The organism is Acidobacteriota bacterium (genome assembly GCA_016208495.1).
Taxonomy (GTDB): Bacteria; Acidobacteriota; Blastocatellia; order Chloracidobacteriales; family Chloracidobacteriaceae; genus JACQXX01.
In genome coordinates this window covers 1-14,533 of sequence record JACQXX010000131.1, presented here as the reverse complement: position 1 = coordinate 14,533, position 14,533 = coordinate 1, and the positions used below count along the sequence as shown (strand labels likewise).

Below are 14,533 nucleotides of genomic sequence, written 5' to 3'. Positions count from 1 at the left end.
CGAAGGTCAACAATGCGATAAAACGTGATTTCTTCATAATGTATGGATTTCCTCTTTACCCGTAATCTCAAGCTGTATTTTTGATTGTCTTTTGGTGACTGATGACCTCTCTAGTGCAATACCGATGCCAAAGAGGGTGAAGATTTGATTCTTTTTTATTGAAAGGCTTGAAGATGTTTATTATGAAAGAGTTGAAAATTATATGGTTGCAGTTGAGAGTTGAGTGGGCTTTTTCAAATTCGTTGTGTAGTTAGTATTCAAATCCATGGATTTTGTTTGTAATAGATTGTTTTTAAAGGGGTTAACTATTGTGTTAAGCAAATAGGGGCTGTCAATTTTGTTGACAGCCCCTATTTCAAGAGGACCTGTATATTTGGTACTGGGTTTCAGATGTTTAGGCTGAAGAACCTGCTATCGTGCTTCCTCGCTGACGATTTTTCCATTGATAATCACGCCGGTGGTGTGACTGGTGTATTCAAACGGATCACCGTCAAAGAGCACCACGTCGGCATCTTTGCCGACTTCCAATGATCCAACATGGTCGGAAATGCCTAAAATTCTGGCGGCTTCAATCGTCACCGTGCCAAGTGCCTCTTCAAATGAGAGCCCATTGGCGGCGGCGGCGGCGGCTTCAAATAAAACCACACGGGTCTTGGGAACATACCCTTCAAAATGGCTTTGCAGGGCAACCGAGATTCCGGCTTTTCGTAGCACCGAAGCCGTTTCCATACTGAGGTTTTCAGTATCTCCGTTGGAGCGAAACATGGTTGGATGGATAATCACTGGCACCCCGGCGGCTTTGATCTGATCTTTGACCAGATAACTTTCAGCCACGCCATCCAGGACAATCTGCACGTTGAACTCTTTTGCCACTCGGAGCGCCGACAGGATATCTTCTGCCCGATGGACTGTAACCAGCAGCCGCAGTTCGCCTTTGATGACCTGACTGAGCGTTTCCATTCGAAGGTTTCGGGCTGGTTTTTTGTCATCCGGGGCCGTATCGCGTTTGGTTACATATTCTTGGGCTTTGATCAATTCACTGCGGAGCAGCGCAATTTGCTTGGCCCGCGTACCGGGTGACTTGCCTTCTCTGGCCAGTGAGCCACTGCCCAGCGTGACCGCAACCATACTGACCGGTTTTAACAAGGCTGTCTCAACTGTGTCGCCAGTTGTCTTCACAATCATCGTTTGACCAGAAATCAATGCTCCGGGGCCGTGCCCGGTGTGGAGCGTGGTCACACCAAATCCACGGACCCACTCGACCAGTCGTTCCTGGGCATTGTACGCATCAATTGCCCGGAGTTCCGGTTGCATCGCCTCTGATTGGTCAAGCTGGGATTGATCCTGGGCTTGATTCAGGTAGCCTGAAAGCCCAATGACGGTGTGGGCATCAATGAGTCCAGGTGTTACCACTTTGGCGCTCAGTGTCCGATATCCGATGGGAATTTTCACCTCGCTGGCTGGACCAACCTGTTCGATTTTCCCATCGCGGATCAAAACTACGCCGTTTTTGATTGGAGCACCCGCCATGGTGTGGACCGTTTCACCTTTGACAGCCACCTGCGCCTGCACTGGATTCAATAAAGCAGACCCAACCGCAGCCAAAGCAAACAGAAAAAGAATAAAAAAGAATTGTTTCAACATGTGTGCTTACTCCTCATCGTGGTCAAAGCAATCGAGGTGCATGACCTGATTGCGGCTGGCCCCGTACCCGCCCGTGGCATACAGGTAATCTTTCGGGTCTTTGCGGTCAAACACTTTGGTTCCATCAACATATGTTTCCAAAACCTTGGTGTAAACACTCAGCGGATCCCCCGAGAGGAGAATAAAATCAGCATCCTTGCCGACTTCGAGCGAGCCAACACGCTGGTCCAGATCCAGCATTTTGGCGTTGGCCATTGTCATGCCATACAGTGCCCGGTCGCGTGACATTCCAGCACGAACCGCCAGCGCGGCTGAACGCAGGAAAAATCGGGAATCGGTAATCCCATCATCCGTATGAAACCCAGTCAGGACTCCAGCTCGATCCAGAATGCTGCCATTGGCAAACGAGGCATCCATCGTTTCCATTTTTCCGCCGGGACTGTCAATCACAATGATGGATGCCGGCGCCTTGGCCGCCGCGATTTCGTTGGCGACTTTCCACCCTTCGCTGACATGGTGGAGCACCACTTTAAACCCGAATTCCTTTGACACCCGCAGGACGGTCAAAATGTCATCGTGGCGGTGGGTGTGATAATGCACCACTCGTTTGCCATCAAGGACTTCAACCAGTGTCTCCATTGCCAGATCGCGAGGAGGCATTTTTTCCCGGTCGCCATTGGCACGGCGTATTTTCTCGCGATATTCCTGAGCTTTGACAAATTGATCACGGACCAGTGCGGCTGATTTGCCTCGTGTCCCAGGGAAGGGAGGCTGAGGCCGAATCGAGTTGGTGCCGTTGGCCATTTTCAACCCGCCATACATTTTTCCGTCGGCGTCAAAGATCAAAAGATCATCAATTGTCTGGCCATCCCGCAACTTCAAGTACAAGGTTTGACCACTGGACAGGTGACCCGAGCCGGGCATGACATTCACGGTAGTGATCCCGCCTGCCTGGGCTTTTTGAATGCCGGCATCGCGAACGTTGATGGCATCGAGCACCCGCGTATCCGGGTGAAATGGTCCGCTTCCATCGCCACCGCCAGGGCCACCGATGTGGCTATGCGAATCAACCAGACCGGGCATCAGCACCTTGCCTGATACCTCGTGACGTTCAGCATCCGCCGGGATTTGGGTGGTTTTGGCCGGACCAACCGCGACAATTTTACCTTTGTGGACCACCAGCACCCCGTTGGAGATCGGGGCTCCGGCAATTGGAATGATTTCAGCCCCAACAAACGCGTGGGGTTTTTCCTGGGCACGAGCGGTTACGTTCAAAAACAGCACGGCCAGACTGAAGAGGAGAAGACGTTTCATCAAAGTACCTCGTGAGGGAAGATCTATCTGAGGATGGGGTATTTCTTTCGTGGAACTGCGAGCGGCACACAGCATTTTTGAAACAGAAGTGGCATTATAGCGCCGTCGTCAATTGGTGACTGGTGACCGGGAAAAGACCAAAAGGACGGAAAAGACGAAAAGGGTCGTCGTGTAATAGCCGTGGTGCGAAGCCCACGGACCCGGCCAGAACGAGACCCAACCCCGACAAGAACATCATTGAATGCCACCGGAAAGAGCACGAGCTTTCTTATCCTGGCGCTTATGCCCCTGACCCCTGACCCCAAACCCCCAACCCCTGACCCCTGACCCCTAACCCCTAATCTATGTCCACCCAACCTGATTCCCCAATCAAACGCGATACCATCCAGATGACTGTGACCGAGCTGGAAAGCCAGTTTGAATCACTTCGCCAGCGGAGCGGTCTGCTGCTCGGCCCACTTGTCTTTTTGAGTCTGTGGTTTTTGCCCATGTCCAGGTTGAGTCTGGAGGCCCATCGGTTAGCAGCCATTCTTGGACTGGTGGTTGTGCTCTGGATTACCGAAGCCCTGCCGCTGGCCGTTACCGGGTTGCTTGGCCCAACGCTGGTGATTGCGCTTGGCGTAGCACCCGCTGCGCAGGCGTTCGGGTCATTTGCCGACCCGATTATGTTCTTGTTTTTAGGGGCGTTTATTCTTTCGCGCTCGATTTACCTGCACGGGTTGGATCGGCGGTTTGCCTATTGGGTACTGACCAATCCGCTGGTCGGCGAACGTCCGAGCCGGATTTTGTTTGCCTACGGCGGGATTTGTTGTGTGATTTCGATGTGGATTTCCAACACGGCGACTGCCGCCATGATGTTTCCCATTGGTGTGGCCATCATCCGCGCACTCCGTGACGTCAAAAAAGATGCCGTGACTGATGCCTATGCCTGCGCCGTGATGTTGATGTGTGCTTTTTCGGCCTCAGTTGGTGGGCTGGCGACGCCGGTTGGAACTCCGACTAATCTGATTGGGCTTGGGTTTATCGAGCGCCAGCTTGGTCGGCGGGTACCGTTTTTTGAGTGGATGACGTTTGCCATTCCAATTGTTGTGATTATGTACCTGGCCCTTTTCTTCTACTTGAACTGGTTGTGCCCGCCCGGAGTGAAGAATTTGCCTGGCATTCGAGAACGATTTCTTTCCGAACGCCAGCAGCTTGGAAATCTGACGCCAGGTGAACGCAACACCTTGATTGCATTTGGGATAACGGTTGTTTTGTGGATTACGCCCGGCATTCTGGCCTTGACGATTGGTGATGCGCATCCAGTTGCGAAAATCTATTCGCAACGTGTTCCAGAGAGTGTCGCGGCGTTGAGTGGGGCCTGCCTGTTGTTTTTGCTTCCCACAAACTGGAAGCAGCAGGAGTTTACGCTCTCGGTCAAGCAAGCCTTCGAAATTGATTGGGGCGTGATGGCACTGTACGGAGGCGGGATAACGCTGGGGCAACTGGCGTTTTCAACCAAACTGGCCGAATCTATCGGTGCCAGTTTGACAGGCGTCATTCCTTCGGGCGGTGCTGGGTTGATTGCTGTGTCGTCAACTGTGGCGGTTCTGGTTTCGGAACTCACTTCAAACGTGTCGTCAGCCAACATGGTCGTGCCAGTGGTGATTGCGCTTGGCGGAAAAGCCGGGTTGCAGGCGGCGATTGCGGCCTCAATGGCTTCGTCACTTGGGTTTATGCTCCCGATTTCAACCCCAACCAATGCGATTGTCTATAGCTCGGGATATGTACCATTGAGAAGTATGATGAAATATGGAATTCTGCTCGACGTGGTTGGGTTTATCGTGATCGTCCTGGGAACACTCCTTCTTGTTCCCGCAAATTAATACCAGTTTGTAGTCAGTAGTCAGTAGTTCACTAAGTCTATTTGACTGAATTACTTGATTGTTTTCTAGTGCGAGCATTTCATTGCAAAATGGTATCATCCGTCTTTCAATCAAATACATCATTTAGAAAAGTAAGGTGAGAGTTCAGGCTTCAGCCTGAACTCTCACCTCCTTACAGGAGAAATTACTCATGTTTTCGCCAACATACAGGTACTGCCGCCTGATTTCCCAATGGTCTCAACTGGTGAGTTTTTCTAGAATGATCGGGATAAGCTGTTGTTTTCTGTTCTGGCTGATGGTTGTTCCAGTTCAGGCACAGCAGGTCGTAAGCGGAACACTTCGCGGCACCGTCGTGGATGACAGCAGCGCGCTGGTCAATGGCGCTACGGTTCGTCTGACCAACCAGGGCACGGGGCAGGTCCGCGAAACCCAGACGTCAGGTGATGGGTTTTACACGTTTCCATCCATTCCCGTCGGTACCTATGCCCTGCGAGTGATTGCCAGCGGCTTCAAACCGAGCGAAGCCGCCAATGTGAATGTGACTATCGGCGCTGTTTCAACCATTGATTTCAAACTGGTAGTGGGTGATACCGGCGATGTGGTGGTGGTAGACGCGGCTGATTCCGTCCCGCTGGTTGAAACCACACGGGCCAGCGAATCAACGCTCATCAACAGCCGTCAGGTGACCAATCTCCCGGTCAATGGGCGCAACTTTAAGGATTTCATCACACTCTCGCCCAATGTTTTCCCGGCGCGCAGTCCGGAGAGCAATTCGTTTGGGAATTCGATTTCAATTGCCGGACAACGAACCTATGACACTCAGCTCAACATTGACGGTGCTGATTTCGTCAACCCGTTTTTTGCCGAACCTGCCGGGGGGACACGCCCTCCGTTTACCATCAGCCTGGAATCGGTACAGGAATTTCAGGTGATTACCGGTGGCGGGTCTGCCGAATATGGACGCACCACTGGCGGCTCGATCAATGTGGTAACCAAGTCGGGCACCAATGATTTTCACGGCACGGCCTTCTGGTTCTTTCGGAATAAAAATCTGACCGCGAATGATGCTTTTGATCGTGAACCGACTGATTTCACCCAAAACCAGTTTGGCGGCAACCTGGGTGGGCCAATTGTGCGCGATAAGCTGTTCTTTTTCACCGCCGTTGACGTGCAGCGTCGGAAAGATCCGTTTGTGGCCAATTTCGGTCCAGGATTGGAAAACTTCCTGCCGGAATTGCAGGGGCGGACAGATGCCAACCAAAATGCAGCGGTGGTGCTTGGTAAAATTGACTGGACGCCAAACACGAGCAATATCCTCAATTACCGCTTTAATTACAGCCGGTTTGAACTGACCAAACGCGGTGGCGGAAATACCCTTGGGATTGGACTTGACCACTTTGGAACTGAAAAACCAGTCACCCAATCGCACGTGGCTCAGTACACGCGGATTTTGTCGCCCAAGGCCGTCAACGAGTTCCGCTTTCAATATTTGCGCGAAAACCGGCAGGTGATTGCCGACAACGGCGGGCCAGAAGTGCAGATTCTGAAGGAAGGACTGATTTTTGGGCCAAATCTGTTCCAAAACGTGCCGTTCAATATCAATGACAAGTACCAGATTGTGGATCACCTGTCATACACGACCGGTTCGCATTCATTCAAATTTGGAACTGATATCAACATCACCGGCGCCAATGAAATATTCAAAGGTGGTGTTCAGGGCGGCTATGGATATGACAGTGTGGCTGATTTCCCAAACAAGCCGCTCTATTACTTCCAAATTGTTGGTGCCAATGGTGTTTCGGTCGAAGATGCGACGACTTTCAAAGCTCGACAAAAGGAATTTGCCTTCTTTGCCCAGGATAGCTGGCGGATTCGATCCAATTTCACGCTGAATCTGGGGTTGCGCTGGGAAGGTACCAAAAACCCACAGCCGACACGCCCAAACCCGGCATTTGCGAGTACTTCGTCCGTGCCCAATGATTACAACAATTTCGCCCCGCGCATCGGGCTGGCCTGGGATCCGAGAGGTGATGGGAAACAGGTCATTCGGGCTGACTTTGGGCTGAATTATGGTCGAGTGCCGGCGATTTATCTGTTCCAGGCATTCAACACGAACGGCGTCACCAACGGGGCGTTTTTCTTCTTTGGCGATGTTCCGGTGACGTTCCCACAAACCTTGCCAACGAGTATTCCCGATGCCCCACTTGGTTCAGACGTTTTTGCCTTTGATCCAAATTTTGAATTGACCCGTTCCGGGATGGTCAATGTCAGTTATGAACGCGATTTGGGACGCAATTTCAGTTTCCTGGCAACCTTTACCGGCAGCCGAACGCGCAATGTGCCGTTTGTCCAGAACCTCAATCTGGCGAGTGGGTTTATTGACACCACCGGGCGCTTTGTCTATGACCGGAGCGTGACCCCATTTCCAAACTATGGCCGGGTTTTTAACCTGACCAGTCTGGGCTATGACGAATACAAAGCGTTGACGCTCGGCGTGCAAAAGCGATTTTCGAATCGGTTCCAGTTCCAGGCAAACTACACGTTAAGTCGAACTAAAGACACGGTTTCCGAAGAACAGCCGCTCTTTGACATCGCCGAGAGCAATCAGTTTGATCCAGGGTATGAATTCACAACTTCGGCACGGGACATCCGCCACCGGTTTATTGCCAACAGCGTCTTCGAACTGCCCTACGGATTCCGACTTTCGGGGATTTTCACTGCACTGAGCGGGCGCCCAATTGACGAAGTCACCGGCGAAGACCTCAACAAGGACGGCAACAGCGGTAACGACCGGGTGCTGGGGCCGGATGGGCGCATTCGCGAACGCAATAGCCAGCGTGGACCGGCATTTTACAACTTCGATCTGCGGGTTTCAAAAACCTTCAACCTCAAAGACACCGCTTCGGTCGAAGTGCTGGCCGAAGTCTTCAATCTGTTCCGGGCAGACAACCTGGGCTCAAACGGCACCACCAACGATGGCTTTTCAGTGGTTCGGCGTGACACGCCAGCCGGACCAAATTCGGTGTTGAATTCGGCTGGTTCGCCACAGCAAATGCAGCTTGGTGTGAGATTCCGGTTTTAGAGAGTTCTTTCTTAAATTACATTGCTATAACCTGCTCCATGATGTATAACCAATGTATGAACAATCGAAAGACACCAAGCGGTTTCCGGCTTTCTGAAAAGGCCAAACTATTATTGCTTGCCCTATCCCAGAAACTGGGAATAAGCCAGACTGCGGTGATTGAAATAGCCGTTCGCCAGATGGCGGAAACCGAACATATTGAATCGGGAAAAGTGAATGTTCGCGAGGGAATAGATGAGACAACTATCACTTCTAAATCTTGATCAACCCTCTGTGAATGGTCATTGTGAGCCGGGAGAAGTCATTCATTCTGATGCTTTAACCGCGCTTGCTCAAATTCCTGCTGATACGTTTCGTTGTGCTATCACCAGCCCTCCATATTGGGGACTTCGAGATTATGGTATTGCTCATCAAATTGGGGCAGAGCAAAATTTGGAGGAATATTTGCAGAATCTCAGGCAAGTATTTCGAGAGATATACCATGTTCTCAAACCTGATGGAACCCTGTGGTTAAATATTGGGGATTCCTATACCAGTGGTGGGCGAACCTGGCGTGATCCGGATAAGAAAAACAAAGGGAGGGCAATGGACTATCGCCCTCCCACTCCCGAAGGTTTGAAACCAAAAGATTTGATAGGTGTTCCCTGGAAGCTCGCCTTTGCGCTTCAAGAAGACGGATGGTATCTACGCTCAGATATCATTTGGAATAAGCCAAATTGTCAGCCTGAATCAGTCAAAGATCGTCCAACCCGGTCTCATGAATACTTATTTTTACTGACCAAATCAGAAAAATACTTTTACAACTTTCAAGAGATTCAAGAGCCAAGTTTGGCCGGCCCACCAAAAAACAAGCGCACAGTTTGGAACATAAACACTGAGCCTTTTCCCGGTGCTCACTTTGCAACCTTTCCAACAAAACTGGTTGAAATGTGTGTTCTTGCAGGAACTGAACCTGGAGATTCAGTCATTGATCCGTTTTTTGGGTCAGGAACAGTTGGGGCCGTTTGCCAGAAACTGGGACGTAAATTTGTTGGTATCGAACTCAATGAAGAATATCTCAAAATGGCGTTTCAGCGATTAGGCTGGGTTTCAAGGAAATTATTCCAAAGACGAATCGCTCTGCAGGGACAGAGTGAGTGGGCGGGCGTTGTCAAAGGCAAGTGACCTTTCCACAACGGAGTTAGAGGCAGTTCAACCCAAAAATGGGGATTTGACTATCTGCGATAGCATTTCAGAAAATGATTTCCGTTCAGAGTTCAAACTTTAGCTTGCGAAAACTGGAGTGTCGGAGGATTCAAGTTTTTGATTCAACTGAAGTTGTTCAAACCGTTAACCCGAAGCAAGCTAAGGCTTGAACTCTGTACCTTTTTCTGAAGGGTTATAGCTTGTTGGCTATTTCCATCGCTCCCATCGCCAGGTGACCCAGCCCCAACCAGCGGCGACAATGGCGGCGGCCAGCGCCGTCCACATCGTGGTGGCTTGCGGCGTCAAATGCCAGATATCCAGGGCGCGTCCAGTCAGCACGGTCGAAACAATCATGCCGAAGGTCATGGCTGAGTTCTCAAGTGAAAAAATCCGTCCTCGAATTTCATCTGGGACCAGTTCCTGCAAGACGGTGGTACTCAGGACCCACAGCAAGGCGCCGCACGTGGTCGCCGCAATAATCGCCACTGATACCACCGTCAGGTTTCCAGCCTCCGCCCAGAAGTAGAAAAAAGCCGTGCGGAGCGCAAATGCCCACCACATCACGTGAATTGGACGGCCAGTGCGTAACATTCGGCTGGAGAGACTGGCACCGACAATTGAGCCGAGCCCGTGGACTCCATAGAGTAACCCCACCGACAGCGCTCCTTCTTTTCCCACTGGAAATACTCGCTGACCATAGACCACTGACAGCAGCCAGAGCCCGCCAGCCGTCACCGCAATGCCGGTTTTGACCAGTAACACGGCTGCTACCTGCCGGTGTTGAACCAAAAACACCAGGGCTGGCCAGAGGCTGCTGGATGAGGGATTGGGGTTGTCGGATGGGTGTTCCAAATGGCGAATGACACCCGCCTTCAGCAGCCGGATCAGCAAAAGGGCCGAAACGATAAAGGAAATGAAATCAATGAGAAACGTGGCGGTTGGGTTGATGAACCCGGTGATGAGTCCGCCGAGAAAGCCACCCAGGGCAAGCATCACCGACCAGGTCACGCTGGTCAGGGCATTGGAGGCGACGAGTTCTTCACCTTCAGCCAGTGAGGGGATTAAGGCTGCCCGGGCCGGTTCAAAAAAAGCGGTAACTGAAAATTGCAGCGCTGCCAGGACATAGACTCGCCAGAGTTCTTCTGGCCGGTCAATGGTCAAATACCCCAAAACAACCGCAGCACGGATCAGATCGGCGACAATCATGACACCACACCGATTAAATCGGTCAGCGATGACCCCGGCAAAGGGTCCGACCACGACCATCGGAATCATCTGGATGACAATCAACCAGCCGATAGCCTGCGCATTTGGAGTGAAATGATTGATGATTTGAACCAGGGCGACAAAGTTAAGCCAGTCGCCTAATTCGCTAACGACTTGTGCCATCCAAAGCCGACGAACTTTTGGATTGCGGCGTAGAAGATCAATGTAGCCAATGTGTTTGGCGTGTGCATATGGCATGTTGGGCAATGTTCCGAAGTATGAAGTATGAAGTATGAAGTATGAATTTGAAGCATTGATGCGAGACCAGTCTGATATTTCCTGGGAGGGCCGGCATCCTGCCGGCACCAAACGGTTGATTTTCAATCAGTTGCCGGCAGGATGCCGGCGCTCCCAGGGAGAATCTTTTTCTGGAAGGCTATATATTCATAATTCATAATTCATAATTCATACCTCATTTCCTTTATTCTGGTCGTTGAGTTTCAATTCCCAGGATTTGGTCGCCGCGAGTTATGCGGTCAACGACTTCGATTCCATGTACCACGCGCCCGAAAACTGTATATCCGCCGTCCAAATGTGGTTGCGGAGAGTGACAAATAAAAAATTGACTGCCACCGGTGTCTTTTCCGGAAAGTGCCATCCCGATTGATCCACGTTCATAGGGTTGCTGGTTGATTTCACAACGAATCTGAAACCCAGGCCCGCCGTTTCCATCCCCGCGCGGATCTCCGCCTTGAACCACAAAGTTTGGCACGACTCGATGAAAGGTGAGCCCGTCAAAATAGCCTTTCTCCACCAGGTTGACAAATGTGTATACCGTGAGCGGGGCATCTTCCAGGTAGAACTCAAGTTCAATGTTTCCCTTCGTTGTTTTGAGCGTGGCGCGGGCGACGATCTTGCGCATCAGCTTTGCCAGTTGCTGGTAAAACTTGATGTCGCGGTCAAGCCGGACAATCCCCACCTGAGCTTCACGGCTGGCAATGCGATCCGGGCGTGGATCCAGCACCTTCAGCAAATCAGCCGCCTGACGTCGGACCAGATAATCGCTATCTCGAAGTGTCGCATTGAGAATGGTTGCCGTTTCAGGCCGGTTATAGCGAGATAAGGCGGTCAAAATCGCCAGTTTGGCATCGTTCATTGTGTCGTTGGCTGCCGTGAGGGCTGTGGAGAGCGCTTTGAATGACTCTTCGCTCTGCGGCGTTTCCCCCAACAGTTCAGCCGCCGTGGCGCGGATCATCACATCCGATGCTTTCAATTGCCCACGCAAGAGTTCCGCCAGCGTGTCAGGTTTGTGTTTGGCAATCGCTCGAAGCAAATCAGGCACCCCGCGTGGGTCAAGCTCACGAAACTTTTTCCCTTCAAGGGTTTCAATCAAAAGCTGGCGGGCTTCTGGTGTCTGGATTTCTCCCAAACCCGTGGCAAAATTGGCCACTGCCTGCCACTCCTTTCCGAGCGGTTCCTGTTGTGGTGTGAAGTCATAAAATTTTTGCGGATCAATTTGGGCCAGCGCGACTTCGACTTCCACATTTGCCCCAACGATCCCATTCGGAGCAAGTCGGAGTTGTTTTAAAAATCCAGTGGCTTCAGTTGCACGCAAATTGCCGAGTGCCGTGGCAATTTCAAGCAGCAAGGGCAACTCATTAGCGTGTTCCCGGTCTTCGGCGGGGCGTTTCATCAAACGGGCAAGCTGTTCTTCGCCGAGGGCCAGGAGTGGTGCCACGGCCTGCGGATCGGCACTCCGGCCCAAACCGCGAACAGTATTGACGACTACCTGATCATTTGAATCAGCCAGCAATTTGACCAGGGCCTGGGTGGCTTCAGGAGTGTGTGCCAGTCCCAGTGGGCGAGCAATCAGGGCACGGACCAGCGGTTCTGGGTCTTTGGTGGCGGCAATCAGTCGGGGAAAGACAACTTTGGCGTCGAAACTGGTATTGAGCGCCGGGAGCAGGCGTGACAGGGCATTGGCCGCGTGCCAGCGAACAGCGGTGTTGGTTGATTCGAGCGCACCAACGAGTGGCATGACGGCTTCTGGGGATTTGGTTCGCATCAAGGCTGTAATCGAAAGCGTGGCCAGTTTCTCTTCGTCACTTCCAGCCGCCAGTTGGGTTTTGGCGGTTGGCACCTGCCGCAACAAACGATCTAAAGCTGCCTTGGGGTCACCTTTGACAAACTTGCCGGCGTTGGCTGGATTTCCAAAGACTTTGCCCATTGCTTCAGCAATCCGGGCGCGAACCAGTGGGACTTCGTTCTTTGTGTCAAAGATTTGGACGAGTGTGCCAAGCGTGTCGGGGTATTCAATTTCACCAATCGCAAAGGCGGCGGCGGCACGAACCGTCGGGTTGCCATCGTCAACCAGCAGGTCAAACAAGGTTTGCAGGCCGCGCGGGTCACCAATCCGACCAATTGCCATTGCCGTCCGGCGGCGAATCCCGGCATGGCTGGTGATCAGGAACGAGTTAAATTCCTCGGGGCTGAAATAGCGTTGATCTTCAAGTTGCATCAACCGGGCATAGACCTGAATAGAAGACCGTTTCCGCTGAAGGATCGGGGGAATTTTCCCGCTCTTCTCGGCATTCGGATTTGGGCTATCAGGTGGTAATCCAGTTGGAACCTGACCGGAAACAGACAATGTGCTTATCATCAGCACCAGAATCAACCTGAGGATGTGCTGTAAATGCGGGTGAGACGTCTTCATATCATTCCCCCTTCGACCAAAATTTTGCCGTCTCCGAAGATTTGTCTTCCGCCAATGAAGGTTGCCACGGGTGCCCCGGTGAGTTGCCATCCGTCAAAGGGCGAGTTAGAGCTTTTGGACTGCCATTGTCCAACTTGAAACTGAACACTTCGGGTGAGATCAAGCAGGGTGACATCAGCGGGTTGGCCAACGCGAAGACTTCCGCCAGGAAGGTTGAGTAATCGCGCTGGTGCGGTCGAAAGCAAATTCACCAGTCGGCTCAAGTTGATATGTTTGGCATTATAAAGTTTTTCAATTGAAAGACTTACGGCTGATTCGAGGCCCAGGATGCCAAACGGCGCGCTGTCAAAATCCTGAGATTTTTCTTCGCCGCAATGCGGGGCGTGATCCGTGGCAATCACGTCAACTGTCCCGTCAGCGATGCCTTCAAGCAATGCTTCGACATCCCGTTCAGTTCTGAGCGGGGGGTTCATTTTGGCATTAGTATGAAAGCCATCGGTGGCGGCATCGGTGAGCGTGAAATGGTGTGGTGTAACTTCGCAACTGATGCGCACCCCGTTGGATTTAGCCCAGCGAACCAGATTGACCGAGCCCGCCGTGCTCAAATGGGCAATGTGGACGTGAGCGCCGGTCAGTTCGGCCAGCACGATATCACGGGCGACATCAACTTCCTCAGCGGCACGGGTCATGCCACGCAAGCCAAGCAAGGTCGAGTAAATGCCTTCATTCATCACACCGCCTGCCGAAAGGTCTTTGTTTTCACAATGATCAATCACTGGCAGGCCAAAGTCGCGGGCATATTCCATGGCTCGTCGCATGACCTGAGCATTTCCGACCGGGTGACCATCGTCTGAAATCGCGACAATTCCGGCTTCACGCATACCACCGATTTCGGCCAGGGTTTCACCCGCCGAACCTTTGGTAATCGCGCCGATGGGGTAGACCCGTGTAAACCCTGATTCCCGCACCCGATCCAAAATAAACCGGGTAATCATCGGTGAATCATTTACTGGTGAAGTATTTGGCATGCAACAGACGGCGGTAAACCCGCCAGCCGCCGCCGCCCGGGTGCCGGTGGCAATTGTTTCTTTGTGGGTTTGGCCGGGTTCGCGCAAATGCACATGGATGTCAATGAACCCAGGTGCCACCACCAGGCCGCTTGCCTCAAAAATTTCAGCTTCGGGCGGAGCGGTGAGTTCAGGGCCAATGGCGGCGATGCATCCATCCTGAATGAGCAAATGACCCGGCGCGTCGAGGTTTTGCGCCGGGTCTATGAGATGACCATTGCGAATAAACAAAGTTGACATGGTTTTGTGATCGTGGAGAAAAGTGGATCCTGAAAAACAACAAAAAAGACCTGAATTCGAAAACCCTGAACCCTGAACCCTGAACCCTGAACCCTGAACCCTGAACCCTGTTGAATATCATTAAATCGTATACAGGAAAGTATCATAAATTGTATACACTTTCGGAAACAAAAAAGTGAGCTAAAGTGTCATCCTCTAGTTAAGAAGGAGGAGAAAA

10 protein-coding genes are annotated in these 14,533 nt (G+C 51.8%); 5 read left to right on the top strand and 5 right to left on the bottom strand.

Annotated elements, in window-relative coordinates; genetic code table 11:
• Window positions 1–411: 411 nt before the first annotated feature.
• Window positions 412–1,644: an amidohydrolase family protein gene (locus tag HY774_26345; GenBank protein ID MBI4752023.1), complete on the bottom strand. Its 1,233-nt coding sequence runs from the start codon at window positions 1,642–1,644 to the stop codon at window positions 412–414.
• Between the two features lie 6 nt (window positions 1,645–1,650).
• Window positions 1,651–2,958 (bottom strand): amidohydrolase family protein, encoded by a 1,308-nt coding sequence (locus HY774_26340; GenBank protein MBI4752022.1) that lies wholly within the window; start codon window positions 2,956–2,958, stop codon window positions 1,651–1,653.
• Window positions 2,959–3,302: 344 nt separating this feature from the next.
• Between HY774_26340 and HY774_26335 the strand changes: the two genes are divergently transcribed.
• From HY774_26335 to HY774_26320, 4 genes are all read left to right on the top strand, one after another.
• A complete protein-coding gene (locus HY774_26335; protein ID MBI4752021.1) occupies window positions 3,303–4,823 on the top strand; it encodes a DASS family sodium-coupled anion symporter in 1,521 nt (506 codons plus the stop codon).
• A 259-nt stretch (window positions 4,824–5,082) separates the two neighbouring features.
• A complete protein-coding gene (locus HY774_26330) occupies window positions 5,083–7,905 on the top strand; it encodes a TonB-dependent receptor (GenBank protein MBI4752020.1) in 2,823 nt (940 codons plus the stop codon).
• 56 nt (window positions 7,906–7,961) lie between these two features.
• Window positions 7,962–8,168: a hypothetical protein gene (locus tag HY774_26325; GenBank protein MBI4752019.1), complete on the top strand. Its 207-nt coding sequence runs from the start codon at window positions 7,962–7,964 to the stop codon at window positions 8,166–8,168.
• A complete protein-coding gene (locus HY774_26320; GenBank protein MBI4752018.1) occupies window positions 8,140–9,069 on the top strand; it encodes a site-specific DNA-methyltransferase in 930 nt (309 codons plus the stop codon). Before HY774_26325 ends, HY774_26320 begins: the two co-directional genes overlap by 29 nt.
• A 228-nt stretch (window positions 9,070–9,297) precedes the next feature.
• Here the strand turns inward: HY774_26320 and HY774_26315 are convergent, their stop codons facing one another.
• Window positions 9,298–10,554 carry an MFS transporter gene (locus HY774_26315; GenBank protein MBI4752017.1) on the bottom strand — a complete coding sequence of 419 codons (1,257 nt, stop codon included), beginning with the start codon at window positions 10,552–10,554 and terminating at the stop codon, window positions 9,298–9,300.
• Window positions 10,555–10,588: 34 nt separating this feature from the next.
• Here HY774_26315 and HY774_26310 point away from each other — a divergent pair, with 34 nt between their 5' ends.
• The gene (locus HY774_26310; GenBank protein ID MBI4752016.1) at window positions 10,589–10,753 is read left to right on the top strand and encodes a hypothetical protein; all 165 of its coding nucleotides are present in this window, start codon (window positions 10,589–10,591) and stop codon (window positions 10,751–10,753) included.
• Window positions 10,754–10,777: 24 nt separating this feature from the next.
• Here HY774_26310 and HY774_26305 read toward each other — a convergent pair whose 3' ends face one another.
• Window positions 10,778–13,009 carry a HEAT repeat domain-containing protein gene (locus HY774_26305; protein MBI4752015.1) on the bottom strand — a complete coding sequence of 744 codons (2,232 nt, stop codon included), beginning with the start codon at window positions 13,007–13,009 and terminating at the stop codon, window positions 10,778–10,780.
• Complete coding sequence (locus HY774_26300) at window positions 13,006–14,316, bottom strand: dihydroorotase (protein MBI4752014.1); 1,311 nt, start codon at window positions 14,314–14,316, stop codon at window positions 13,006–13,008. Before HY774_26300 ends, HY774_26305 begins: the two co-directional genes overlap by 4 nt.
• Window positions 14,317–14,533 lie beyond the last annotated feature (217 nt).

Excerpts from the sequence above, each read along its gene's own strand:
- HY774_26335 (MBI4752021.1), top strand. The coding sequence starts at position 3,303 with ATGTCCACCCAACCTGATTCCCCAATCAAACGCGATACCATCCAGATG.
- HY774_26340 (MBI4752022.1), bottom strand. The coding sequence starts at position 2,958 with ATGAAACGTCTTCTCCTCTTCAGTCTGGCCGTGCTGTTTTTGAACGTA.
- HY774_26320 (MBI4752018.1), top strand. The coding sequence starts at position 8,140 with ATGAGACAACTATCACTTCTAAATCTTGATCAACCCTCTGTGAATGGT.
- HY774_26300 (MBI4752014.1), bottom strand. The coding sequence starts at position 14,316 with ATGTCAACTTTGTTTATTCGCAATGGTCATCTCATAGACCCGGCGCAA.
- HY774_26315 (MBI4752017.1), bottom strand. The coding sequence starts at position 10,554 with ATGCCATATGCACACGCCAAACACATTGGCTACATTGATCTTCTACGC.
- HY774_26305 (MBI4752015.1), bottom strand. The coding sequence starts at position 13,009 with ATGAAGACGTCTCACCCGCATTTACAGCACATCCTCAGGTTGATTCTG.
- HY774_26325 (MBI4752019.1), top strand. The coding sequence starts at position 7,962 with ATGAACAATCGAAAGACACCAAGCGGTTTCCGGCTTTCTGAAAAGGCC.
- HY774_26310 (MBI4752016.1), top strand. The coding sequence starts at position 10,589 with ATGAAGTATGAATTTGAAGCATTGATGCGAGACCAGTCTGATATTTCC.
- HY774_26345 (MBI4752023.1), bottom strand. The coding sequence starts at position 1,644 with ATGTTGAAACAATTCTTTTTTATTCTTTTTCTGTTTGCTTTGGCTGCG.
- HY774_26330 (MBI4752020.1), top strand. The coding sequence starts at position 5,083 with ATGATCGGGATAAGCTGTTGTTTTCTGTTCTGGCTGATGGTTGTTCCA.